The 24,998-nt window shown below is 56.6% G+C and carries 27 protein-coding genes; 8 read left to right on the forward strand and 19 right to left on the reverse strand.

From position 1 onward, the window contains the following. The first annotated feature begins 27 nt into the window (after positions 1-27). Positions 28-267, forward strand: a complete 240-nt coding sequence (locus H035_RS0109930) for a hypothetical protein (RefSeq protein WP_022948826.1) — start codon at positions 28-30, stop codon at positions 265-267. 64 nt (positions 268-331) lie between these two features. Here H035_RS0109930 and H035_RS0109935 read toward each other — a convergent pair whose 3' ends face one another. The 7 genes from H035_RS0109935 to H035_RS19130 form a co-directional block, all read right to left on the reverse strand. Beyond that, positions 332-691, reverse strand: a complete 360-nt coding sequence (locus H035_RS0109935; protein ID WP_026596477.1) for a DsrE family protein — start codon at positions 689-691, stop codon at positions 332-334. 54 nt (positions 692-745) lie between these two features. Further along, positions 746-1,639 (reverse strand): MBL fold metallo-hydrolase, encoded by an 894-nt coding sequence (locus H035_RS0109940; RefSeq protein WP_022948828.1) that lies wholly within the window; start codon positions 1,637-1,639, stop codon positions 746-748. Between the two features lie 43 nt (positions 1,640-1,682). After that, a complete protein-coding gene (gene cydX, locus H035_RS21350; RefSeq protein ID WP_022948829.1) occupies positions 1,683-1,844 on the reverse strand; it encodes a cytochrome bd-I oxidase subunit CydX in 162 nt (53 codons plus the stop codon). A 12-nt stretch (positions 1,845-1,856) separates the two neighbouring features. Further along, positions 1,857-2,975: a cytochrome d ubiquinol oxidase subunit II gene (cydB, locus tag H035_RS0109950; RefSeq protein WP_022948830.1), complete on the reverse strand. Its 1,119-nt coding sequence runs from the start codon at positions 2,973-2,975 to the stop codon at positions 1,857-1,859. Positions 2,976-2,988: 13 nt separating this feature from the next. Next, a complete protein-coding gene (locus tag H035_RS19120; RefSeq protein ID WP_022948831.1) occupies positions 2,989-4,527 on the reverse strand; it encodes a cytochrome ubiquinol oxidase subunit I in 1,539 nt (512 codons plus the stop codon). Positions 4,528-4,664: 137 nt separating this feature from the next. Beyond that, positions 4,665-5,915 (reverse strand): NAD(P)/FAD-dependent oxidoreductase, encoded by a 1,251-nt coding sequence (locus tag H035_RS19125; RefSeq protein ID WP_022948833.1) that lies wholly within the window; start codon positions 5,913-5,915, stop codon positions 4,665-4,667. Positions 5,916-5,952: 37 nt separating this feature from the next. Beyond that, positions 5,953-6,783, reverse strand: a complete 831-nt coding sequence (locus tag H035_RS19130; RefSeq protein ID WP_022948834.1) for a sulfite exporter TauE/SafE family protein — start codon at positions 6,781-6,783, stop codon at positions 5,953-5,955. A gap of 450 nt (positions 6,784-7,233) precedes the next feature. On the opposite strand from H035_RS19130, the gene H035_RS19135 reads away from it, so the two are divergent. The 6 genes from H035_RS19135 (at position 7,234) to H035_RS19150 (ending at position 13,529) form a co-directional block, all read left to right on the forward strand. After that, on the forward strand, positions 7,234-8,913 hold the full coding sequence (locus tag H035_RS19135; RefSeq protein ID WP_200861541.1) for a multicopper oxidase family protein: 1,680 nt from the start codon (positions 7,234-7,236) through the stop codon (positions 8,911-8,913). A 30-nt stretch (positions 8,914-8,943) separates the two neighbouring features. After that, entirely contained in the window at positions 8,944-9,636 is a 693-nt protein-coding gene (locus tag H035_RS0109985) for an SCO family protein (RefSeq protein WP_022948836.1), read from the forward strand. Between the two features lie 22 nt (positions 9,637-9,658). Next, positions 9,659-11,647: a hypothetical protein gene (locus H035_RS19140; RefSeq protein WP_022948837.1), complete on the forward strand. Its 1,989-nt coding sequence runs from the start codon at positions 9,659-9,661 to the stop codon at positions 11,645-11,647. 99 nt (positions 11,648-11,746) lie between these two features. Further along, positions 11,747-12,595, forward strand: a complete 849-nt coding sequence (locus H035_RS19145) for a glutaminyl-peptide cyclotransferase (RefSeq protein WP_022948838.1) — start codon at positions 11,747-11,749, stop codon at positions 12,593-12,595. 11 nt (positions 12,596-12,606) lie between these two features. After that, on the forward strand, positions 12,607-13,080 hold the full coding sequence (locus tag H035_RS0110000; RefSeq protein ID WP_022948839.1) for a hypothetical protein: 474 nt from the start codon (positions 12,607-12,609) through the stop codon (positions 13,078-13,080). Between the two features lie 41 nt (positions 13,081-13,121). Then, positions 13,122-13,529 (forward strand): c-type cytochrome, encoded by a 408-nt coding sequence (locus H035_RS19150; protein ID WP_022948840.1) that lies wholly within the window; start codon positions 13,122-13,124, stop codon positions 13,527-13,529. A gap of 54 nt (positions 13,530-13,583) precedes the next feature. Here H035_RS19150 and H035_RS0110010 read toward each other — a convergent pair whose 3' ends face one another. The 6 genes from H035_RS0110010 to H035_RS0110035 are packed head-to-tail and all read right to left on the reverse strand — an operon-like array spanning position 13,584 to position 17,263. Further along, positions 13,584-14,165: a beta-class carbonic anhydrase gene (locus H035_RS0110010; protein ID WP_022948841.1), complete on the reverse strand. Its 582-nt coding sequence runs from the start codon at positions 14,163-14,165 to the stop codon at positions 13,584-13,586. Between the two features lie 50 nt (positions 14,166-14,215). Further along, positions 14,216-14,632 carry a cupin domain-containing protein gene (locus H035_RS19155; RefSeq protein WP_022948842.1) on the reverse strand — a complete coding sequence of 139 codons (417 nt, stop codon included), beginning with the start codon at positions 14,630-14,632 and terminating at the stop codon, positions 14,216-14,218. A 20-nt stretch (positions 14,633-14,652) separates the two neighbouring features. After that, a complete protein-coding gene (locus H035_RS19160; protein ID WP_022948843.1) occupies positions 14,653-15,255 on the reverse strand; it encodes a DUF2182 domain-containing protein in 603 nt (200 codons plus the stop codon). Positions 15,256-15,264: 9 nt separating this feature from the next. After that, complete coding sequence (locus tag H035_RS0110025) at positions 15,265-15,879, reverse strand: DUF1326 domain-containing protein (protein ID WP_022948844.1); 615 nt, start codon at positions 15,877-15,879, stop codon at positions 15,265-15,267. Then, complete coding sequence (locus tag H035_RS0110030; RefSeq protein WP_321162847.1) at positions 15,879-16,619, reverse strand: SDR family NAD(P)-dependent oxidoreductase; 741 nt, start codon at positions 16,617-16,619, stop codon at positions 15,879-15,881. The genes H035_RS0110025 and H035_RS0110030 overlap by 1 nt, the downstream gene beginning before the upstream one ends. Beyond that, the gene (locus H035_RS0110035; RefSeq protein ID WP_022948846.1) at positions 16,616-17,263 is read right to left on the reverse strand and encodes a DUF938 domain-containing protein; all 648 of its coding nucleotides are present in this window, start codon (positions 17,261-17,263) and stop codon (positions 16,616-16,618) included. Before H035_RS0110035 ends, H035_RS0110030 begins: the two co-directional genes overlap by 4 nt. Before the next feature lie 155 nt (positions 17,264-17,418). On the opposite strand from H035_RS0110035, the gene H035_RS0110040 reads away from it, so the two are divergent. Continuing rightward, positions 17,419-18,981, forward strand: coding sequence for a sigma 54-interacting transcriptional regulator (locus H035_RS0110040; RefSeq protein ID WP_022948847.1), 1,563 nt, complete (start codon positions 17,419-17,421; stop codon positions 18,979-18,981). Between the two features lie 17 nt (positions 18,982-18,998). Here H035_RS0110040 and H035_RS0110045 read toward each other — a convergent pair whose 3' ends face one another. The 6 genes from H035_RS0110045 to iscR all read right to left on the reverse strand — a co-directional run bounded on the left by H035_RS0110045 (position 18,999) and on the right by iscR (position 24,934). Further along, complete coding sequence (locus H035_RS0110045) at positions 18,999-19,337, reverse strand: PilZ domain-containing protein (RefSeq protein ID WP_022948848.1); 339 nt, start codon at positions 19,335-19,337, stop codon at positions 18,999-19,001. Positions 19,338-19,403: 66 nt separating this feature from the next. Next, positions 19,404-19,943 carry a ribosomal protein S18-alanine N-acetyltransferase gene (rimI, locus tag H035_RS0110050; RefSeq protein ID WP_022948849.1) on the reverse strand — a complete coding sequence of 180 codons (540 nt, stop codon included), beginning with the start codon at positions 19,941-19,943 and terminating at the stop codon, positions 19,404-19,406. A gap of 487 nt (positions 19,944-20,430) precedes the next feature. After that, a complete protein-coding gene (locus H035_RS0110055) occupies positions 20,431-22,764 on the reverse strand; it encodes a TonB-dependent receptor (RefSeq protein WP_022948850.1) in 2,334 nt (777 codons plus the stop codon). 218 nt (positions 22,765-22,982) lie between these two features. Further along, the gene (locus H035_RS0110060; RefSeq protein WP_022948851.1) at positions 22,983-23,309 is read right to left on the reverse strand and encodes a HesB/IscA family protein; all 327 of its coding nucleotides are present in this window, start codon (positions 23,307-23,309) and stop codon (positions 22,983-22,985) included. A gap of 21 nt (positions 23,310-23,330) precedes the next feature. Further along, positions 23,331-24,461, reverse strand: a complete 1,131-nt coding sequence (locus H035_RS0110065; protein ID WP_022948852.1) for a cysteine desulfurase family protein — start codon at positions 24,459-24,461, stop codon at positions 23,331-23,333. A gap of 2 nt (positions 24,462-24,463) precedes the next feature. Continuing rightward, positions 24,464-24,934 carry a Fe-S cluster assembly transcriptional regulator IscR gene (iscR, locus tag H035_RS0110070; protein ID WP_022948853.1) on the reverse strand — a complete coding sequence of 157 codons (471 nt, stop codon included), beginning with the start codon at positions 24,932-24,934 and terminating at the stop codon, positions 24,464-24,466. Positions 24,935-24,998: the final 64 nt, after the last annotated feature.

A 24,998-nucleotide genomic window follows, 5' to 3' on the forward strand; every position in this document is an offset into this window, starting at 1 on the left:
CTTGATCCAGAGCAACAGGAGGACGTCATGTTCCTGAAAAGAAAACAAGATGGACATCTGGTCGAAATACTCTCTCTCGGTGATCTGATCAATCCGCTGCACAAACAAGTGGTGGGACGTCTGCACTATGGCGAAGAAGCCGGCGATCCGGATAAATTCGTTAAAGCGGAACTGTCTTTTCCCTCGGACGAGGAACTCCCCCGCTGCTGGACCGATATCCATTACCGCGACGATGAATTGTTCAAGCGCCTGAAAATCAACGTCTAACTAGACAAAGGGCAGGCCCAAAGGCCTGCCCTTCTTTACCCGAGGATGATTCCTTTCCCGTCGGTCAATACTCGACGTTTTTATCGCAATCCGCCAACGCCTGAATAAAATCCCCCATTTCCTTGATTTCGGCGTTGGGGATCATCTTTTCCGGCTCCACGCCGCGCGCCAAGGCGCATCCTTTGCAAGCCCAGATGGGAATACCCATCTCGACCACCTCGGACAAGACTTCCTTCAACGCTTTGACGTTCACGCCCACGATATGATCGGCCGCTCCGGGCCGGACCAGCGCGGTCGCCTCGTCCCATAGAAAAATCAGTGGTTCGTGACCTTGGGCCTGGGCCGTCTTGGCGGCGATGTAAGGCAAAGTCGCCAGCGTTGGATTCTCGGTGCCATGCTTGGCGGAAATCAGAATCTTGGCCATGTTCGGTTCCTCCGTTTCATCGGTCGACATTCAAATTAAGCATGCTTTTCATCTTCAGAAATCCAGGGGCAAATTCCCGCTTCCCAACACATTCAGAGGAATCTTCAGATAGCGCTTGTCGTTCGTCTCTGGCGGCGGCATCCGGCCGGCGCGAATATTGACCTGAAGCGAGGGAAGGATAAACTTGGGCGCCGCCAGCACCTGGTCGATGCCGTCGCGGATTTTGACGAATTGGTCTTCGGAAGTGCCGTCGTGAACCAAAGGGTTGCGTTCCCGCTGGGCTTTCACCGTGGACACGTGGCGTTCTCCCGGCGCCCCGGGACGGTAATCGTGGCACATGTAAAGTTGGGTCTCCCCGGGCAGGGTCAGGATTTTCTCGCGGATCGAACGATACATCGCCTGGGAGCTGCCGTTGGGAAAATCGCAGCGGGCGGTGCCGTAGTCGGGCATGAAGACGGTGTCGCCCACGAACGCCGCCTCCTCGTTCACCACGTAAGTGAGACAGGCCGGGGTGTGCCCCGGCGTGTGCATGGTCCGAACCGGCACGTTGCCGATTTGGAAGGTTTCCCCGTCGGCAAACAAACGATCGAATTCGGAGCCGTCTCCGGAGACGTCCTCGATATTGTACAAGCTCTTGAAGAACTGCTGCACTTCCCGGATATGCTCGCCGATGCCGATCTTGCCGCCGAGCTTGGATTGCAAATAAGCGGCGGCACTCAGGTGGTCGGCATGGGCATGGGTCTCCAGCAGCCATTCCACCGTCAACCCCTCCCGGCGGACATAATCGATGATTCGATCGGCATAGTCGGTACCGATACGGCCCGCGTTATAGGCAAAATCCAGGGCCGAGTCGATAATCGCACAATTTTTGGTTTCGGGACACGCCACCACATAAGTGAAAGTATTGGTAGATCTATGGTAAAAGTGGTGAATCACAGGTGAAGCCATGATGCTCTCCTCGTATTTTCAAGTTTGGGGGATGGTTGTCGGTTTACGACCGCGCACCCCACCCGGAAAAACGCTCGGCGATTCGATCGCGGGTGGATCGTGCTTCCGAACTGTCCATATCGCAGTTCAATTCCAACCACATCGCATTGAGGACGGCAAAGGAACAGGCGAACCCCATTCCCAAAGCCCAGGCGAAATACCACATATCGCTTCTCCTTCAGTGGTTCTCGATGGTGCTACCGGTCACCGGCCCCCACAGGACTCGATAAACCCACCCGGTATAGGTAATGACGATGGGAAGGAATATCAAGGTGAGGGCCAATACCAATTTGAGGGTAAAGGGACTGGAAACCGCATCCCAAACGGTCAGACCGCTGCCCGGATCGAGGGACGACGGCAGCAGAAAAGGAAACAATGCGAATGCCTCGGTCAGCAAGGTAGCCGCCATGGCCGCACCGCTGACCCAGAACGCCAGCCCGGGAATGAATTGGCGGGCGAACGCCCCGGCCATCAAGGTGCCCGTCACCGCAACGGCGGGAGCGATCAGCATCCAAGGATGGATCAGGAAATTGCGCAGCCACCCCGCGCCGATCACCTCGACGGTTTTTTCCAGGGGCGAGAATGCGGTGGCCGGATCCGGCGAGTCGACGATCCGATGGCCTTCAATTCCGAATAGACTCAAAGCGACCAAGCCCATGGCCCCCACCGCGACAAAAGCACTGATCGAAGCGGCTTGCCGGGCGCGCAAGGCAATCGGGCCGAGGGTGCGACACTGGAGAAAATTGGCGCCGTGCAGGACCAATAAAGCCACCGTGATCGTCCCGCAAAGCAATGCAAAGGGATGCAGCAAGTCCCAAAAGGCGCCCGTATACGTCATCCGCAGGGATTCATTGAACCGGAACGGCAGCCCCAGGAGGAGATTTCCCATCACCACGCCCAATAGCAGCGCCGGCAGGAAACCGCCGGCGAACAACGCCCAATCCCAAAACTTGCGCCAGGCAGGGGACTTGAGCTTGTCGCGGAAATCGAATCCGGCCGGCCGCAGCAGTAAGGAGAATAGCAGCAGCATGATCGCCAGATACGGTCCCGAGAACAAGCTGGCGTACACCAGCGGCCACACGGCGAACAGAATCCCGCCCAAAGTGACCAACCACACCTGATTGCCCTCCCAGGTTCCCATCACCGTCGAGAGGATCGTCCGGCGTTCGGCATCGCCGCGCCCCAGAAACGGCAGCAACATGGCGATGCCCAGATCGAATCCCACGGTCAGGACGAAGCCCACCATATAAAGGCCGATCATCAACCACCAAATGATTTTCAGCGTATCGTAGTCCATCGCCGCGCTCCTCTTACGCCTGCACCGGTTGACCTTCCGCCGGCCCTTGACGGATGAGTTTCACCATCAAGAACATTTCCACCACCAGCAGCACCGAATAAAATCCGATAAAAGCACTCAGGCTAAGCCACACATCGCCGCTCTTGACGTTGGAGGCGCTCAAAAAAGTAGGCAGCACCCCGCTGATGGTCCAGGGCTGGCGGCCGTATTCGGCCACGAACCAACCCAACTCCGATGCCAGCCACGGAAGCGGCATGCCGTAAAAGGCCAGCTTCAAAAGCCAGCGCTTGCGATCGGCGACGCGGCGGGCACAGTAGTAGAAAGCGGCGGCAAAGATGAACAACATCAGAAAACCGGCGGCCACCATGCCGCGGAACGTCCAAAACAGGGGCGCCACGTGGGGAATGCTGGCGCGGACGGCGCGTTCGATTTCAGCTTCGCTCGCATTCAAAACGTCCTCCCGGTAGCGCTTGAGGAGCAAGGCGTAACCCAGATCGGCCTGATGCGCGGCCAGCGTTGCCCGAGCCCCGGCGTCGTCGCGGTCGCGGCGTAGATCCTCCAGTGCGCGATAGGCGATGAGCCCACTGTGGATTCTTTCCCGCGCGTGTTTTTCCAGGTCCTCGATCCCCAACACTTCTTCGTCCACCGAACGGGTGGCAATCAAGCCCAGCACATAGGGAATCTTGATTTCATAGTGGGTGGTTCTCGCCGCCTGATCGGGAAAGCCGAACAGAGCGAATCCTGCCGGGGGTTCTTCCGTCTCCCACGCGGCCTCGATGGCGGCCAGCTTGACTTTTTGCGTCTCGCCGGCGCTGTAGCCGCTTTCATCCCCCAACACGATCACCGAAAGCGCCGACGCCAACCCGAAACTGGCGGCGATGGCAAACGAGCGTCGGGCCATGGCCAGATGCCTGCCCTTGAGGAGATACCACGCGCTCACGCCGAGCACGAACATGGCCCCGGTGGTGTAGCCGGCCGCCACCGTATGCACGAATTTAACCTGGGCCACCGGATTGAAAAACACTTCGGGGAAGCTGGCCAGCTCCATCCTCAAGGTGTCGAAGTTGAACTCCGCCCCCACCGGATATTGCATCCAGGCGTTGGCGATCAAGATCCACAACGCCGACAAACTTCCGCCGACAGCAAGCAGCCAGGTCACGATCAGATGCTGGAGCTGGGACAGGCGATTCCAACCGAGAAAGAACAGACCGACAAAGGTCGATTCCAGGAAAAACGCGATCAGGCCTTCGGCGGCCAGGATCGGGCCGAACACATCGCCCACGTAATGGGAATAATAGGCCCAATTGGTGCCGAACTGGAACTCCAACGGCAAACCGGTGGTCACGCCCAGGGCGTAATTGATTCCGAACAGCTTGCCCCAAAAACGGGTCATCTCCCGGTAGATTTCCCGCCCGGTCATTACATAGACCGACTCCATGATCGCCATGATGAAACTCAGGCCCAGGGTCAGCGGAACGAACAAGAAATGATAGAGCGCGGTAATCGCAAACTGCAGCCGGGACAGATTGACCACGGTGTCATCGAATCCCATGGCGCACCTCCGAATCGCTGGAAAACAACACCGTTGGAGCCGGGGCCGGAACCTGCCGGAAACAGCAGGCCCAGATGCCCCATAGAAACAGTGCTTTGAATATCAGCACCGCCCCAATCTCCCAAACCAAGCGCCGGTCAGAGCGGGTCATGACCGCTGCCGAAATCGCGCGGTACCGGTTTCGGCCATTGACGTCCCTTGACCAGTCCTTTCCAGTACACCAGCGGCAGGACGTAGCGCTTGAGGAGATACATGCTCAGCCGCTCCTTGCCCTGATCGAAGGGAAAGGTTTCGCGTACCTCTCCCCCATACAGGAATTCCGCCAGAATGACGCGGCCGTAACGAGTCACCAGGGGACAGGAGCCGTAACCGTCGTATTGCGCCTTGAGATCGCCGCCGCCCATCGCCGCGGCCAAGTTGCGGACCACCACCGGCGCCTGGGAACGCACCGCGGCGGCGGTCTTGGAGTTGGGGCTGCCGGCGCAATCCCCCAAGGCGAAGACGTTGGGATAGCGCACATGCCGCATGGTGTACTGGTCCACGTCCACCCAGCCGGCTTCATTGGCCAGCGGACTGTTTTTGACGAAATCCGGCGGCGACTGGGGCGGTGTGACATGGATCATATCGTATTGATGGACCACGGTTTCGCCGCTGTCGAGGTTTTCGAACACCGCCTCGCGCGCCTCGGGCCGGATGGCCACCAGATTATGGCGATAGCTCGTCTGGATGTCGCGCGGTTTGAGCACCCGATTCGTCAGCGCATCGGCGTATTTCTTGACGCCGAAGATGCCGGGCGTGGCCGTCAAATAATGCACGGTGCAGCGATCGCGAATCCCCTTGCGGCGGAAATAGTCCTCCGCCAGATAGGCGATCTTCTGGGGAGCGCCCGGGCATTTGATCGGCATCGGCGGCATGGTGAAAAGCGCCGTGCCGCCGGTGAAATTCCGGAGCATTTCCCAAGTGTCATCCACCGTGTCATAGCTATAATTGCTGCAGATGCCATGTTGGCCGACGATCTCCTTGCTCAAGCCATCGACCCTTTCCCAATCCAACTTGAGACCGGCGGCGACAATCAGCCAATCGTAGCCGATCTTATTGCCGCCCTCGGCAGTCACCACTTTTTGATCCGGGTCGACCGAAGCGACCCGCTCCTTGATCCAATTCGCCTGCCGGGGAAGCAAATCGGCCATATTGCGCGCCGTGGTTTTCCGATTGACGATGCCCGCCCCCACCAAGGTCCACATGGGTTGGTAATAATGCACTTCGGACGGCTCGATCACCGCCACATCCGTACATTTGAGCTGTTCCACCACCCGGTGGGCCATACCGGCACCTGCGGCGCCGCCGCCAATTATCACGATCGAATGATGTGGGTTTGTCGTGGTCATCGGAAATCCTCCTGAAGGGAAAAGGTGAATAAATTATTTAGATGTTTGCCTTAAATTGATCGACCCAATCCATAAGATGATCGATCAGATCAGTCAAGGCGGGAAGAAAATCCTCCCATTGCTGAAACAGAATGTAAATCGCCATTCCGATTACAAACCAAGCGAAGGTTTTACGCAAATGCTTCGCCGCAATTCGGTGCGCCAACCAACTCCCCAGAAACGAACCGACCACCGCGGAGCCGGTCACCACGCCCGCCAAGGTGTAATCTACCGAAACGTGGCTGAGGTAGCCAATAAATCCGGCCATGGATTTGAGAAAAATGACCAGCAGCGAGGTACCGATCGCCAAGTGCATGGGCAGCCCCCCCAGCAGAGTCAAGGCCGGCACTACCAGAAAACCGCCGCCCGCCCCCACCAAACCGGTGACGGCCCCCACCACCAGGCCGTGAAGGATGATTTCTCCCCAGGCCATGCAATCCAAACATTCGCCCTCTTCCCGCTTCGGCTTCCTGGAGTTTTGTCCGTTGCGCAGCATCGCCCACGCGGTGGCGAACATGATCAAGGCAAATCCCACCAGCAACAGTACCGAGGGAATATAACGAGCGACCCATCCGCCCAAGAACGCCCCCACCATTCCGGCGGCACCGAAAATCACCCCGACCCGCCAACTGACCGATCCTTTCCATGCGTGTTGGACCATCGCCACCAGACTGGTGATACCCACGACCAGCAGGGAGGTGGCGATCGCTTCCTTGGCCGGTACATGGAGGGCATAAACCAGGATCGGAACGGTCAGAATGGAGCCGCCCCCTCCGAGGAGCCCCAAGGTGAGACCGATAAGCAGAGATAACAAAACGGCAAGAATCATTGCACACCGCCTTCAATACTTTCCAAATAAACGCCGGTTCCGATTGTTTCCGGTTCGACTCCGTTCCCACTCTATAGGAAACGAACTCTATATTCCAATATCTTATATTGATATATCATATATCTATTTATGCCATTTAAATATAATCCCCACCCTGCTGCCAGGTGCGCCGCGCCCGCGTCAACTCTTCCAGTCGGCGCGCCACCTTTTCTTCTTCCATAATGTGACCGATTTCTCATTGTCGCCATAAAGCGACGCATTCTTCCGGATGCGCACTAACCTATAGAAGGGATGCAATCTTGCCATCGATAGGGAAAAGCGCCTCCCATCGAATGCAATTTTTTGTCGAAGGTCCCCCTTTCGCAAGGGAGATTGCGACTCTGACTCCCCCTGCACGGGAAAGCTGCAGTTCAAAACCTTTCTTTCAACAAGAAAAACAAAAGGAATACCATGAAAAGAAGAGCCTTTCTTAAAGCCGGTGCGGCGGCGATGGCCACCACACCCGCAATATTTGGCGGCGGGATGCTGCCCCGAACGGCCTACGGACAACTATGCCGTCCCGAAGGAATCCGAACCCCCGGCACGGAACCGAACAGCCCGCCGGTCCGCCATTATCTCGAGCCTTTGTTTATCCCGCCGGCCATGGAGCCGGTCAATCCGGCGAGCCTGTCGCCGCAACCCGATCCGGATCGCCATCAAAGATTTCGCGAATTTCCGCCAGTCAAATACTACATTCAATCTCTAACGGAAGGATTATGGAACTATCACCAGGATCTTTCCAAACTGAATCCGATCGGATTCGGCTCCCTGGCCTGGATGTTCGACGGCATGACGCCGGGAAGCACCCTGGTGGCTCGCTACGGCGAACCGGTGTTCGTCCGCCGCTACAACGATCTTCCGATGACCGAAAACTCTCTCCTTCCCTTCGGACTGCCCTTTTCCAGCATCCATCTGCACAACGCCCATACGGCGTCCGAAAGCGACGGCTACCCGGAGGATTTCACCTTTCCCGGTCAATTCTGGGATCACCACTACGCCATGATGTATGCGCGCAACGATCCCCGGGAGGCTCTGGCCAGCCTCTGGTACCACGACCATATGCTGGATTTCACGGCCACCAACGTCTATGCGGGTCTGTCCGCCATGGCGATTTTCTACGACGAGCTGGATTCGGGTGATGAAAACGACCCCAATCCCCATGCTTTGCGGCTGCCGGGCACCTACGGCAAATACGATATCTATCTGATATTGCATGACGTCCGCTTCGATCAGCACGGCAACCCCAGCTACAACCTATTCGATACCGACGGTCACTTGGGCGACCTGATCACCGTCAACCGCAAGGTGACCCCCTATCTGGAGGTGGAACCGCGTAAATATCGCTTCCGCATCGTGGACGGCGGACCTTCCCGCTTCTACGAACTGGCCTTGAGCGACCAATCGCCGCTGTTCGTCATTGCCAACGACGGCAATCTCCTGGAAGCACCGGTGGAAACCACCAGCATCGTCCTGGGCCCTGCCAACCGCTACGACATCATCATCGACTTTTCCCGATACCGCCCGGGGGATACGGTGGAGATGCTCAACACCATGGAGCAGATCAACGGCCAAGGACCCACCGGCCGCCGCCTGGAAGGGCCGAACCGGATGCCGGTGATGCAGTTCCGGATCAAACCCCTGGAAGGCCCGGACAACAGCCGGATTCCGGATTCTCTGCGGGAATTTCCGCCCATCAATCTCAAAGAAGTACGCGCCGAACGGGAATGGGTATTCGACCACGACATGGGACTATGGGTCATCAACGGCGAGTTCATGGATCCCACCCAAGTCGCCGCCGCGCCCGAGCAGGGATCGGCGGAAATCTGGACTTTCCGCAACGCGGGCAGTTCCTGGGCCCATCCGGTCCACGTTCATTTCGAGGAATTCCAAGTGCTTGAATGGAACGGTAAACCACCCACCGGGGTACTCAAAGCCAGAAAGGACGTCGCCACCCTGGGACCGAACGACGTGGTGCGCGTCTTTTACCGATTCGATGATTTCCTGGGCCGCTACGTCATTCACTGCCACAACAATGTGCATGAAGACAACGCCATGATGGCCCGCTGGGACATCGTGCCCAAAGAAAAATAATTCCATCAGGAACCCTTCCAGGAGCAAAACATGAACAACAAAAACCGCCGTGCATTCCTGGCTTCCGCGGCAGCGGCCGTACCAGTTGCCGCCGCTGCCTTGGCCACCGGAACCGAACCCAAACCGTCGGCATTCAAAACCTGCCCCCGAGCGGTGAGCGGACCCAATGCCACGCGTTTCCCCCAAGTCGTGGTCGAGGATCAACACAAACGCAAGGCTTGGTTCTACGAAGAATTGCTGCACGACAAACTGGCCTTGGTCAGCTTCACCTCGGTCCACGGAGAGCGCGATTTTCCGGTACTGGAAAATCTGGTAAAGGTCCAGGCGTTGCTGAAAGAGCGCTTGGGAAAAGACGTTTTCATGTATACCGTCACCACCGAACCTTATCGGGACGGCCCGAATGAATTGAAAAAGCTGGCCGAAGCACACCAGGCCCGGTGGCGATTCCTTACCGGGGACGTGCAATCCATCCGGGAGGTGCTCGCATCCTTCAACGTTCGAGGACGGCTGAGCGGACTGGTCTGGATCGGCAACGAACAAACCGGCCGTTGGATCAAAAGACCCACCCAACAACCGCCAATGGCCATCGCTGAAGTGGTCGCCCGGCTGAGTGTGGGAAAAAACCACAAGCCGTTTTTAGTGGACCGGCATAGCGCCGAAGTGGGTATCTCGAAGCATTACCGTCGGGATAGTCAAGCGGCAACCACGTCTTCCAAAGGATGATCCCAGCAAGGAGGTAACTTTCATGAATCAGCAATCACGCATCCGGAACCGCCGACAACTTCTCTCGGGCTTGCTGCTGGGAAGCTTGGGGCTGGCCAATATGGCCCAGGCGGGTTGCGAACCGACGTTCGATCCCATGACCGGAAGGACCGGCTACATGGGGCATCCCTGCCCGCAAACTCGCCCCGGCCCTTCCAGACAGGTCGAGCATGCCGACGGCAGCATGGAGATCTGGACCCCGGAAGGCCATTTTCCTTCCGTCGATCCCTTCAGCAATCCGCCGGGAAGCAACTTTCTACTCACGGTTCACGAGAACCTGCGGGATTTCCTGGGGAACGAAATGCCCAACACCCTGCCGTCCACTCCCACCAATCCCTATAATCTGCACGACGGGCCGGTGTTGACCCAATCCATCAATCCCACCAATCCGGAAGAGGATCTGGACCGGATCATCGACGAGATCGAGCGGGCCGCCCGTACGAACGGAAAAGTGGACGCGGACCTGATCCGCCTGGGCATCGACATCCTAGAAGGCAATCCCATCGAGAACCGCGCCTATTCCGGTTTTCCCATGCTGCACTACAATGGCTGCCTCAAACAAAAAACGGTGGAACCGATTTTCGATGCCGAGGGTCAGCTTGTGGGCGGCAACGTGGATGTGAATTTGATCTATTTCGGTCAGCATATCGAAGGCGATACCGCCTTCCTCGATCCCAGCGCCGTTCAAGAGGTCCCCTGGACCATCACCTATCACGTGAATATTCTCCACGGCGGGATGGAGGATTTTTCCCCCATGGTGATGCATTTCGACCGGCTTTTGGACGCCGACGGCAAGGAAGTCCGCGGCCCGTTCCACGCCTCCTTCGACCAGAGCTTCTACCCCATGCTGGACGAAGGCACCCGCTACACCGTCCGAATCAAGGAATCCAAGGGCAAATATTACAATTTGACCTATATCTGGGGTTGGCGCATCCATCCACCGCGGGTACAGGTGATCGAAAACGCCCTCAAAACCGCCCCTCCGGGACCCAACGCCAAACCCTTGCCGGACTGGGAATGCGATACCTTTGGCGATCCCTCGGCCAGTAGGGAAGCCAAACTGAAAGCCATCGCCATGATCGGGGATTTGTCGCCGGCGAAACGGATGTGGAACCTTTTTCATACCCTGCTGGAGGAACACGATAAAGGTCATCGGAATTTGGATGACGGCAACGGGATACTCAATTTTGCCCGAAAGCTCGCCAGCCAGCGTTTGGACATCAAGCGATCCGCTCTCGCGCAAATTGCCCCCGAGTTGCGCACCGCTTACCAGGACTGGAAGGATCGGACCAAACTGCCCGCGAACGTCGAACCGGATCCGGAGGCGGACCTGACCTTGCTCTATGTCAACAACACCCTCTACGGCAGCCGCCAGGGTCTGCAGGGGGAAGGCAGCGGACTGGGTCAGGCCGGATACAAGGGGATCAGCAACGGCAGCGCCCATGATTGGAACAAACGCCCCTACGACTACCATGTCACCCTGCTCAACGGGGATCATTTCCCCCATGGTTACATGAATGTGGACTTCGGCGGATCGAGAGGCTGGGAAAATCAGTTCCAACTCACCGATCCCACCACCCTCGACGGTCCTCACCCGGATATTCCACCGGGACACCCCGCGGGAGATCCGCCTTTTACCGATCTAGCCAATGTGGTAGCGGGAGAAGACCAAGTATTCCCCATCAATCGGGGCGGCACCGAGGAATACCTGCAGGCCTATCCGAGCAATCTCGTCGATTCCGACGGTTCGCCATTGCTGGGTTCCGGCTGCTTCTTCACCTTCGGCCGCAATTATGCCTGGCCCAATGCCGGCGGGCCTTGGGGAGCCTTCGGAGTTAAACCGGTCGCGGCCGACGGAACCCCCGGAAGACGTCAGGTCACCCTCCATTACAACTTCGAGCCCAGCCCGCGCCTTCGGATCTATCAGTTCGATCCGTTGCACCACGATGTGGCGGTGTATTCTTTGCACTGAAGGAGACCGCCCCCGGCATTTCCAGGATGAAAACGCCGGAGGCGGTTCCGTGGCTTAACCATGAACGGATACGGGTCTAATCAAGCAAGTTGGCTTTCCATGCTGACATTTTCGGCTGTCGTCCTGGGAACGCTGATCTGGATGGAAAACATAGTTTCTTTATCTCCGGCGAGGGGCTGCGAAGCACCCAAGGTCATTTCCCAACCTTCTCAGGAATCGATACATCCTTATCAGGTGGTCAAGCGATACCCCCATGATAAGCAGGCTTTTACCCAGGGGTTGGTGTTTAAGGAAGGGGATTTATACGAAAGTACCGGCTTGTATGGACACTCCAGTCTCCGAAAAGTGGAACTGGGTACCGGTCGAGTCCTCGCTTTACGGCGATTAGATCCCCAGGTATTCGGAGAAGGACTGACCGTGGTAAAGGGCCGTTTGATGCAATTGACCTGGCAGGCGGAAAAAGCCTTGATATATCGTCCCAATTCGCTGCAACCGACGGGAAAGCTTCGTTATCACGGCGAAGGATGGGGACTGACCACCGTCGGCGATCAATTAGTGATGAGCAATGGTACGAATGTGCTGGTGTGGCGCAATCCCGATACCTTCGTCATTGAAAAAAGCCGGCGGATACGCGTTCGAGAGCATCCGCTTCAGGGATTGAACGAATTGGAATACGTCAAAAGCAAGATACTTGCCAATGTCTGGCCCGGCGATTGTATCGCCGAAATAGACCCGCAAAGCGGTCAAGTGACGGGATGGCTTGATCTGAACGGGCTTTATCCCGCGGCATCCCGGCGCGACGATGCCGACGTCTTGAACGGCATCGCCTATGATCCGGAAAACGACTATCTGTACGTAACCGGCAAACGCTGGCCTTATCTTTACCAATTGGCGGTCGATTGGAAAGCGAATCATCAGAAAAAAATATTTAAAAGCGATTCAATGTAAGGATAATTTTCATGAAGCAATATCGATTAAAACAATTAGTGTGGGGAGTATTGACATCGCTTGGCTGTTTGACTTTCCACCCCCTGGTGGAAGCTGACTCCGGCTATGTCCCCTACCCCGGCAAAGTCGAGGTTCGAGTCCAACAAGTTCCCTCGCCCAAGGCGGTGATCGTCGGTTTCGAGACCTGGCCGGGCTTCTCCCGCAATTTCCGGGTGACTCTGCCCGATATCGAAGTGCCCAAGGATGCGCCTGGTGCGGCCGAATGCGAAAGACGACTCGCCCGAAAGGCACGCGCCTTCGTTCAAAACTTTCTGACCGAAGAGTCACGAAGCGTTTACATCGTGGATATGCGGATGGCGGACAGTGCAACCGGAAACGGCGTCGCCTCGATCGTCACCGACCGGGGAGAATTGAAGCGAATCCTGCTGGATAAAGGTTGGGCACGGCCTAGCAGTCAACCGACAAACGAACCTTGGTGTGAATGATGCGCGATACACGGAAAAACATATTGAGGATTGGGCGGATTATGGCGTGGATATGCATTGTCAGCCTCCCGGCGCCCGGAACCGCCTGGGGAACGAAAAACGAACCGGAAGCAAGCGCGGGAACCACCGGTTTTTGGGAAGAACTGCACCGGGAGCCCGAACCTCATCGAGGACCGAAACGGAATGGCAAAGAGGTGTATGAATATCGTTGCCAAGGATGCCACGCCAAGGCGACTCAGGGAGCACCCATGCCCGGCGATGCTTACGAATGGGGGCGAAGGGCCCGACAAGGCATGACCGTTCTCATGGATCATGTCAAGAATGGATTCAAACAAGGCCTCATGCCGTCTCGCGGCGGGTGTGGCAATTGCAGCGATGCGGAGCTGCGCGCCGCTGTAGAGTATATGCTGACAAAAAGCAACGTCCAGCCGAAAGCCGTGTCGCCGTAAGGATTCGATGGAAACCCGGGCCGGGCATGAGATCGGCCCGGGTTTCATAGAGGATTAGCCGGTTTTGCCGGCTTCGGTCGCCTCGGGCACCTCGATCAGCTTCCCGCTTTTAACGTCGAAGATATAGCCGTATACCGGAATCTCCGCCGGTACCAACGGATGGGACTTGATTCGAACCACGTCCTCCAGCACGCTTTGGGCTTGGTCTTTGATGGTGAGCCAGTTGATGTACTTGCCATCCGGGGAGCCGGGGCCAGTGCCCACATCCTGCCAACCGCTCTCGCTCAATTGGGCGGTTTTGAGGCTGCTGGACAACAGATCGCCCATGATCTCGTTGGTGAAGGTTTCCATGCCGCAATCGGTATGGTGGATCACGAACCATTCGCGGGTTCCCAGCAGCTTATAGGAAATCACCAGTGAGCGGATGGCGTCGTCGCTGGCGCGTCCGCCGGCATTTCGAATCACGTGGGCGTCGCCCTCGGCGAGACCGGCGTATTTGGCCGGATCGAGGCGCGCGTCCATGCAGGTCAAAATGGCAAAGCCCCGTCCCGGCGGCATCGGCAAATTGGCCTTGTCGCCGAAACTAGCTGCATATTGTCCGTTTGCGTTGAGGACTTCTTCTACGATTTTGCTCATATGTCTCCTCCGTAGGGTTGATAAAAGTCCGGGAATCCGGTTCGAATTCCCTATTGGGGCCTGATAGTTATCTTATTCCAGCGATTGGGAGCGGCCTTCTCCCGAGGCGTCATTTCGAAGATCAAAAGCACCGTTTTTCCTTCGGCGGCGTTTTCGGCGATCATGGGCTCGCCCGTCTCCCAAAACACTTCACCTTGATCATAGATGTGGGTTCCCTCCTGATCGACGATCCTGACTTTACCCGACAAGATATAACGGGGCCCCGGGCCTTTATGGATATGCTCGGGGGTTTTGAAACCCACCGGAAACTCGACCCGAATCACCCGGGTGACGATTCGATTGTCCGTCAATGTGGTCGGTTTGGCAAACAGGACGGTTCGTTCCGGCATGTTTGCCTGGGCTTGCAGCAGACCGGCGTTCAGGCAACCCAATAAGGCGAAGACGAATAACCAGGAAATTCTTTGCATTTGCTTTCCTCCACAACCGGTTAGGATAGTTGGTAAGTCAACACCGCGGCCCACGCCAACAGCAAAATACCACAGAAACCGCTGATCGTTCTCGGTTCGATGGGAGACAGTTTTTCCAAGGTGATCAGGACGGTGATAACCACCATGCCGTAAAAACTCATCATCCCCACTCCGAACATCAGCATCATCAATGCCCAGCAGCAACCGACGCACAAAACGCCGTGATGCACCCCCATCCCGACGGCCCCCCCTCGCCCATTCCGCCAAGCGGTCATGAGAAACGCGAAAGGCGTGCGGCAACCGTTCAGACAGGCCTGCTTCCAGGGAGAGAACTGATACAAGCCGGCCACAAGAAATAAAAACGGGGTCAGCCAGGCGGGGAATTCTTCCCGCCAGAATTGCCGTACGCTCCATTGCATGCCGGCCGCGATCAGGCTGAAGACCAGCCAGATGCCGGCATAACCGGTTCCGAACAACCAAGGCAGCAAAGGGTCTTGCGCATCGAGGCGTTGCGAGACCCGGTTCAAAGCCATCACCACGGGCCAACTGGAAGGCAGCATCATGGCCGCCATCATAACTACCCAAAGAAACGCCAAGGGGAGAAAATCGTTTCCGTATTCCATATTCGGCGTTCAGGGCTCATAAACGAAGGGTGAATAAAACCCGTTTCGGCCGGAAAACTCCCACTTGAAACCGTAATCTTGATAGGTGTAAGTTCGCGATTTGGCCACTCGGGACGGATGACTGGATACCACGCACAAGGGTGGATTGTCGATCGCCGGCACCCCGCCCCGAATGCCTTGAATCCCCTCGACTTCGGCCTCCGCGACCCCTTCGATCACCAGACGGCGTCGCTCGCCGTCCATTCGAAAATCGATCCGGGCCAACTGGCTGCCCAACACTTTTGTCACGAAGCCCAACAATAAGGCGGGCTGTCCGCCCATTTGACCGCTGAAGATTTGTTCAAGGGCGACCCATTGATCCTCGTTGACGCGCTCGTCCAGATACAACGCCGCCTGCCACTCACCGTCCTTCATGTTCCCCGGAGCATAACAGGCCAAGGCCACATTCAGATTATCCAAACTCGTCGCCCCATAGCGGCCGCGCTTGATATGCCAACCGACCAACAACCGGCAATCTCCATCCGTCGGCGGCTTGAACCAGATGCAAGGACACGCGGCCTCGCAGTTGCAAGTCTCGAAATACTCTCCCTCCAGCCGCCATTCAATCTCAACATTTTTGCTCATCAAAATCCCTCTGCAAAAGGTCTCAAATCCATCTCATGGGTCCAGGCGTCGGGGGGTTGACAATGAAGCTGCCAATAGACCTCCGCAATGGATGCAGGTCGGATCAGCTCATTCTCCCCTTTCGCCCGAACCAAATCCGGAAACTGGGTCCGAGCCCGCTCGCCGTCGATCACCCCATCGATGACCACATGGACCACGTGGATGCCCTTGGGACCGAACTCCCGCGCCATGCCTTGAGCCAATCCTCGCAAGGCGAACTTGGCGCTGGCGAAGCCGGCGAACGGGGGTTTGGATCGAAGCGAGGCGCTCGCACCGGTGAATATCAGCGTCCCTCGCCCGACCCGCGCCATCCGTCGGAGCGCTTCCCGCCCGACCTGAAATGCCGCCAGGGAATTCGCTCGCCACAAGGCTTCGAACGCTTCCGATTCCGTATCCAAGAGGGGCGCGCGCAAATTTTTATCCACCGTGCAGGCCACCAATTCCGGCACGCAATCGCAGCCGTCAACGGCTTCGAACAGGGCCTTGACCTGATCTTCGACCGTGGCATCCGCGACGACGGGAATGGCTCGCCCGCCGCCGCTCTCGATGGTAGCGGCCACCTGGCGCAATTTGCGCTCCGTCCGCCCGGCAATGAACACCGGCAAGCCTTGAGCGGCGAAGCGCCGAGCCAAGGCCGCGCCGAGTCCCGTCTCGGGGCCCACCCCGACCACCACCGCCGCAGGTGTCGCAGCCCCCATCATCCGCGCCGGAAAATCAAAGCGAAATTATTGGCGGGCATATCGATCTGCTCCGCGAGCCGCATTCCATGCGCTTCAGCCGCCCGGCGAAGGTCGGCGACATCCTTCAAGCCCCACTCCGGCACGCCGGTGGAATCCAGGATATTGTGAAACGCCTCGTTGGAAGAAGTGGTAAAGCGGCCTTCCACCCTAAACGGGCCATAAACCATCAAAAACCCGTCTTCGCTCAACAGGCGCGAAGCACAAGCCATCATTCCATCGGCGATATTGATCGGCGCCACTTGGAAGATGTTGATACAGAACATGGATTGATAATCCCCTGCTTCCGGCCAGGAAGCCGGATCGGTCAAATCGAGCGGGATCGGGTCGGCGATATTCGAATTATTCTGTTCTTCCCGCAGCTTGCGAATATTCTCGAAGGTTTCGTCGGTCTTGTCGGAAGGCTGAAAAACCAAGTGGGGGAAATGCGGCGCAAAATAGTTGATATGCATGCCGCTTCCGCTGGCAAGCTCCAATACTTTCCCCTGCTCCTGTGGCAATTTGGACCGCAATACCTCCAGAATCGGGTCCCGGTTGCGCTTCCCCGCCCATGCGACGTACTCGCTCAAGGGATGGGGATCCAAGGGAGGACGATCTTCGTAAGCCATGATAGGTTTCTCCTCAATAAATACTTAGTTGTCTCACTTCCTTTGAAACAAATTCTGTGCCAACCCGAGAAACAGCTAATTGCGTGCATTGCATCCGGATATGACGTATATTTGTGAAATAACATTTCACATACCAGAAATAGGATTTCACTTTTATGATCAAGCCTTCTTTTGCCTCCCTCGATCCGGTGTTATTCCTGCAAACTTTCGTCCTGGAACTGCTTCACGCGTGCGAACAGCACGGCAATCCGCAAGAAGAATACATCGAGCACATCGCTCACAGCGCCGGACGTTTTTTCGAGGAAAGCTATCGCAATGATTTCGAACTCGAAGCCCCGCTCGACGTGGAGCGCTATGTGGACTTGATTCTGGGCTTGAAAAACCGGATCGGAGGCAATTTTTCTCTCGACTCCAGCGAACCGGGGTGCGTTCGGGTCATCAATACCCGCTGTCCCTTCGGCGAGGGAGTGAAAAATTTCCCGGAACTCTGCCGCATGACCTCGAGCGTGTTTGGCGGCATCGCGGCGCGGAATTTCGGCTATGCCAAGGTGGATATCGCCGAATGCATCGCCCGGGATCATGGACGCTGCCGGGTTTGCATCCATCTGAACCGGGAAGACGCCCGGGATCAACCGGGCAAGGAATACCTCAAACCCCAGGAAAGCCGCCAGAACCGGGAAGAAATCAGCACCTTGAAATCCCAGATTGAAACCCAGTTGCACAAATTATGGCTGCAGACCAGCAAGACCAAAGCCACCAAAGGCAACTTGCCCGAACCGCCGGGAATCATCGCCGAATCCCCGCCGATGCGGCGGATGGTCAAGGCGATTCATAAACTCGCCCCCACCGACGCCACGGTCTTGATTCAGGGCGAAACCGGGGTCGGCAAGGAGCTGATCGCCAAAGCGATTCACGCCATGAGTCCCCGCGCCAACCGCCCTTTCATCGCCATCAACTGCGGAGCGATCCCGGAAACCCTGATCGAGAGCACTTTATTCGGGCATGAGAAAGGCGCTTTCACCGGCGCGATCGACATCCATCAGGGAGTCTTCGAACGGGCCGAAGGCGGTACCCTCTTTCTGGACGAAGTCGACGCCCTCTCTCCCGCCGCGCAAATCCGGCTGCTGAGGGTGCTGCAGGAAAGCGAAATCGAGCGGGTCGGCGGCCGACGCGTCATTCACGTGGACGTCCGCATTCTCGCCGCCACCAACCGCAACCTGGAAGAAGTGGTGCGGGAAGGAGATTTCCGCGAAGATCTGTTCTTCCGAATCCACGTGGTCCGGCTTTCCATGCCGCCTCTACGGCGGCGGACCGAAGACCTGCCCGCATTGGTCCAACTCATCCTGCAACGACTGGGCAAAAAGTATCGCCGACCGATCAGCGGCGTGAGCCGGACCGTGATGGATCAAATCCGCCATTACGCTTGGCCGGGCAATGTCAGGGAACTGGAAAATACCTTGGAACGCAGCTTTTTATTCTCGGATGAAGCGGAGCTGACCCACCTGGATATAGCCGCCCCGACGAATGCGTCTCCGCCCAGCTGGCGACAACTCAAGGAACAAGTCTTAACCGAAGCGGAAAAGAATTATCTGTTGGAATCCCTGCACCATCACCGCGGCAACGTGGACGCCGTCGCCCAAGCGATGGGATTGACTCCCCGCTCCATCTATTTGAAATTGAAACAGCACGGATTGACGGCGGCGGCTTATCGGGGTTGAAAGATACGCCAATAAGATCAACTGAATTGGTCGATCAACTGTTCCAACAATTCAGCCGCCTGCGGAGCAAAATCGATGATTTCAAAGCCTATCCAGTATCGGCCGTCCCCCTCGTCCCGTTCGGTCCAAAGGCTTTCTATGCCGAGGCCAAGACGATTCGTCGCCAAGTCCCGGCTTTCCGGCAAGGCAATCTCCACCTGAAAGACTCGATTAGGTTCGATCGAACGTTGGCCGAGCAACATCATGCCACGCCGGGACAAATTGGCCAATTCCCCCAGGACTTCCCCCGAACCTTGATCATGAACCCGGAGAGGGATCAACACGGGGACTCGAGGTTCTTTTCGGCGTTCCGACATGATTTTAACCGTTGCTTTAACCATTCCTACAAAGTATAGGCGGGGTGGAGAAATCGTGTTGCAAGATCAGAGCGTTCTGGCCAACACGAGGGCATCTTCCCGCTTGCCGGCTTCCGCCGGATAATAATCCTTGCGCCGACCGATATCGTTGAACCCCAGCCGATAATAAAGATTCACCGCCGCTTCATTGCTGGGACGCACTTCCAACAGCACCATGTCGGCACGCTTCTCTTTCGCCGCTTGAATAAGACATTCCATCATCCGCTGGCCATAGCCCGCTCCCTGCCATCTTGGCGAGACGCAAATATTCATCACATGGGCTTCCCCCGCCCCGACGGAAAGAATCCCGTAGGCGATCACTTCGTCCCCCATCTCTCCCACCCAGCAGGAATAACCGACCTTGAGGCAACTTTTGAAAATCTCCACGGGCCAAGGGAAGGGGTAGGCGGACTCCTCAATGGCGGCCACGGCCTTCAAGTCCTTTTTTTTCATGGGTCTGATCTCAAAAGCCACTTTCTTCACCGCCTCGGGACAATAGCGTTCATAAAACGCCCGTTGGGCATCGCTGCCGACCCAACGTTTCAAGGTCGCTAAAATTTCATCCATCACTTGGTCCTCCTCCTCTTATCAGCCCATTCATTTTAAACCGTCCGCCAAAGAAAGAGAGGATCATCCCAAGTGTGGCATATGACACAAAATTTTGGACTTCCCTGGAAATTTGGTTTACACTCCTTTCCCGTGCTACAGGGAAAAGAACGCCGAAGATGCGTCAAAGAGGAGGAGTACCCTGTCTAGCCGAATAATAATAACAACAAACGCTGTCATGCCTTAGCTAACAGCGATCAGAATTTTTATAGGATAAAAACAACAACAAACCAGCCCGCCTTGAGCGGGCTTTTTTATGCGGCTTTGCCAGCGCCGGACAAAAAAAAGCGACCGATTCGGTCGCCAAAGAGGAGGAGAACTACTGTTGAGATGAACTTTGGGAGAGCCTGCCCTCGCAAAGTTCGGTATCTATTATAGTCGCTCCTCCTGATTATTCTATCCCCAATTTTATAACCACATTGTTTTCTTAAACAAAACAATCGTCGGTTTAAATTTGCAGGCGAATACCGCCCCAGATTCCACGCGGGGCGGCAGGGCCCACGAAACGCGCATCTTCGTAGTCGTCTCCCAGCACTTCGTCGGGTTCTCCATACAAGCCCATCGTGGTGTAACGCTTGTCGAACAGGTTGTCGACCCGGAGAAATACCTGCACGTAGCGATTGAAACGATATTCACTCCTGAGATTGAAGACCCAATAGCCGGGTACGGGATCGTTCAAATTGGCCTCGTCCCCCCGGAAATAGCGGTTGCTGTTATAAATGCCGCTCAAGCCGAGAGATAGCTGGGGCAGAATATCCACATCCATGTTGAATTTGAACATATGCTCGGGCACACCCGGAACCCGATCTCCTCGGCTGACCTGAATCCGATCGTCGACGGCGGAGGGATTGTTGGGGCTGGGCGCGGAGAACGGCGTGCGGAACGTGGCGTCCAAATAAGTGTAATGGAATCCATAGCGCAGCTTCTGCAGCCACATTCCCGTCAGTTGATTGTCCAGCTCTCCGGTCAGGTTGGCTTCCAGCCCCTGCCGGCGGGTCGTTCCAACGTTGCTGAAAAACCCTTCGCTGGTCAGATCGCCGGCACTGATAAAGAGAATATCATCGTGGTTTTTGGTCAGGAAATAGCCGGTGTGCCAGTGAAAACGCGTGCTTACGGAGTCGCCCAAAGAGATCTCGTCAAAGGTCCCCCTGAAGCCCGCTTCCCAGCTTCGGGTCACGACTTGATCCAGCGGAGGATCGGCGAGGAAGGCGTTGGGCAGTTTACACGGCGCTTCCGGATCGGCGCAGCTCAATTCCATCGGTGAGGGAGCCCGGGTTCCGACACTGTAACGACCGTACACCGAAACCTCCGGCATGAAATCATAAGTAATCCCTGCAGATGGATTGAAGCGGTTGAAGGTATGCTTGCCGTTCAGTTCGGTGCCGAAATTGTCTCTCAAATCGATGTGGGTCGCGTTATAACGCCCCGACACCGACAAAGTCAGGTCGTCGATGGGGCTCAGCTGCTCGATGAAATAGCCGCCGAAATGGGTCACCTCCCCGTCCAGTCGCACCCGGGATTCCATTTCCTTAATGCCGCTTCCCTCGGTTCCCCGGTTGTTGGTCAAGCGCGCCAGTTCCGTGTCGGATTGGAAGTGCGTCTGAGCCTGGTCGAAACTGAAACCCGTCACAAAACGGTTTTTCATCCCGAACAGGTCGTATAAAAAGGCCGTCTGCAGCTGGGTGCCGTATCCCCGCTGGCGGGTTTTACTGGAGTTGTTGGTCGCGGAATCGACCATTGGCGACCAAGCAATCGGATTGCCAAACACATCTTCCAGGATTTCGTCTTCGTCTTCTTCACACATGAAATCCGTGTCATCGTCGCAACGCTCGAAATCCGTATCGTCCCCGTTGAAGGTGCGCGTTTGGTTGAAGCGATAGTAGGCGTTGGCGGACACTTGGATGTGATCGTTGACCCAGAAGTTACCGTCGAGATTACTGAAGAACATCCGGTTAAGCGTCTCGTCCGGATGGGTGAAGATGGCGTTTTGCTCTTCTTGGAATAACTGAATGGGTATCGCGCCATTCCCGATCAATTCGCTGTCGGTGCCGGAGAGAGTCAAGTTGAGCTCGCTTTTGTCGCCCCGCCAACTCAAGACACCGAAAGCCTGTTTTACCTGGGTGGGGGATAAGTCGCGCCAACCGTCTTCTTCGAAATGGCGAAGATGCAGAAAATAACCTACCGTACCATTGTTCCATCCGCTGGACAGCTCTTCATTATGCCGCCCCCAGGAACCGGCATACCCCTCAAATTGATGATAGGGAAACGAAAAACCGGTTTTGCTCCGAATGGCGAGGGCGCCGCCCAAGGTATTGAGGCCGTACACCGGATCGGAACCGGGATGCAGTTCCATCCGCTCGATGGCTCCTTCAGGGATCAGATCCCAATTGACCGTATCGCCGAACGGTTCGTTGAAGCGCACTCCGTTGAGATAAATGCTCATCCCCTGAGGCAACCCCAACAAGGGCGAGGCGGTAAAGCCACGATACTGAATATCGGGTTGGAAGGGATTGTTCTGGGCGTCGTTGACCGAAACGCTTCCCAGGTGGTTGCGGAAATAATCGCTGATGGAGAAACTGTGGTCCTTTTCCAGTTCCTGCCCGGTAACGGTCTGAATATTCGCGGGGATCTGAGACACGGGCACGCCGATACCGCCCAAAGGGGTTTCCCCCACGATATCCATCTTTTCCAGTTCCACCGCCTCTTCGGCGCCGGCCACCGGCGCCATCAAGGCTAGCGCTATTCCGACCGCCAACCGCCTGGGCGGAAAGATATTCTTCACAAGGTCCTCCTCTTCGCAATCGACTCAAAAGCGAGACAGGATACGGAAAGAAGCACCCCGAGAGTATGGGAAAATTTCCCGAATTTTTTATTCTAAGAGATGGTTTACAAGAATTATCTCCACGCCGTGAACCCGTCCCTGGGAGCTCGTCGAGCACCGGAAAACACGCACCCGTGGATGGCGAAGCGTCAATGCTGCGATTGGCTTGCTGACCGTCCCTAAACGGTAAAACTTTCCCCGCAACCGCAGGTGCCTTTGGCTTTGGGGTTGTTAAACTGAAACGCTTCGTTGAGACCTTCGCGGCGAAAATCCACCTCCAAGCCATCCAGATAATCCAACTGATCGCGCCGGATCACCACTTTGACGCCACGGTCCTCGAAAATCATATCGTCCGATTCCACCTGGTCGGCGTAGTCGATCAGATAGGCATAGCCGGAACACCCTGCCCGCTTGATGCCCAACCTGAGTCCGATCCCCTTACCACGGTGGGCCAACTGATTTTGGATGCGACGTGCCGCCGCCTCGGTCAAACGAATTCCTGTCATAATCGGATTCTCCTCTCAGCGTTAACCACCCACACCGAAGGCCGATACGACCCCGGCCAAAACACTCAAAAACCGTTCCACGTCCTGCTCGGTATTATCCTTGCCCAAGCTGATACGGATGGCGCCCTTTGCCAGAGCCTCCTCCACGTCCATCGCCAAGAGTACGTGGCTGGGTTCGCTACCGCCGCTGGCACAGGCCGAACCGCTGGAGACAGCGATTTTCTCCCGGTCCAAGGCCATCACCAACATTTCTCCATCCATTCCCGGAATGGTCATCTGAACCGTATTGGGCAAGCGCTCCGCATCCCGGCCGAAAATAATCACGCCGGGCAATCGGGCTAATCCTGCTTCCAGCCTTTCACGCAAAGCAGCCAGCTGATCAGCGCTGGATTCGCGTTCAGCCAACGCCAGCTCCGCCGCCTTCCCGAATCCCACGATCCCGGCCACGTTTTCCGTCCCGCCGCGCAGACCGTACTCCTGGTCCCCGCCATTGAGCAAGGGGGCCAAGATCGAAGCCTGGTCGACAATCAACGCGCCCACCCCTTTGGGGCCGTAGACCTTGTGGCCGGACAAACTCATCATCCCAACCCCCGAGTCATTGAAGCGCAAGGGGAGTCGCCCGACCGCTTGGACCGCGTCGGTATGGCAAGCGATGCCTTCTCGAGCGGCGATTTCAACTAATTTTGACAGCGGTTGAATCACGCCGGTTTCATTGTTGGCGAACATGCAGGAAACCAGGCCCAGCGTATTTCGGGGCAATTCCGCCAAGGCATCGACTTGAACGACTCCGTCGGCGTCCACCGGGAGCCAATGGACGGGAACGCTCTTGCGGCTCAATGCCTGGGCGGTTTCGCGAACGGATGCATGTTCGATGGCGCTTACCGCGATCGCCTTGCCGGGATTGTTGTCGCACCAACCCTTGAGAGCCAGATTGTTGGCTTCGGTGCCTCCGCTGGTGAAGATGACCTGGGACGGATGCGCCCCCGCCAGAGCCGATACCTGAACCCGGGCTTGCTCCACCGCGTCCCGCGTCAACCGCCCCCAGCGATAGAGCGAGGACGGATTGCCATAGAAGCGATGCAAAAAAGGCAGCATGGCTTCCACCACCCGCTCGTCCAACGGCGTGGTGGCATTGTGATCCAGATAGATCATCTTCAGGGGCGTTTTTCCTGCAATGCCATCATCTGGATTTCTTGATCCTGACGGTTAGCCACCGATTGGATGGTCCGGCGAGACAACAGATCCGCGAGGCTGATTCCGGCCAAATAAGTACGGATTTGCTCGCTCAACCCCATCCATAATTCATGGGTCAAACAAGGCTGATTGTTTTGACAGTTGCCTTTCCCTCCGCAGCGGGTGGAATCGACGCTTTCATCCACTGCCGTGATAATGTCGGCGATATTGATCTCATCGGAGGAGCGGCTCAATTGATAGCCTCCGCCTGGACCACGGACACCGGTCACCATCCCGGCTCGGCGCAACTTGGAGAACAACTGCTCCAAATAAGACAGGGAAATATCCTGCCGCTTGGCAATGTCGGTCAAGGTCACCGGTTTTTGACCGCTATGATAGGCCAGATCCAGCATGGCGGTGACCGCGTATCGGCCTTTGGTCGTCAATCGCACGGCAAACTCCGAGAGCGTTTTCACTACACTTTATAAGTGAAAACACTATACCCATATCTGAGTA

The organism is Methylohalobius crimeensis 10Ki, from assembly GCF_000421465.1.
Lineage (GTDB): Bacteria > Pseudomonadota > Gammaproteobacteria > Methylococcales > Methylothermaceae > Methylohalobius > Methylohalobius crimeensis.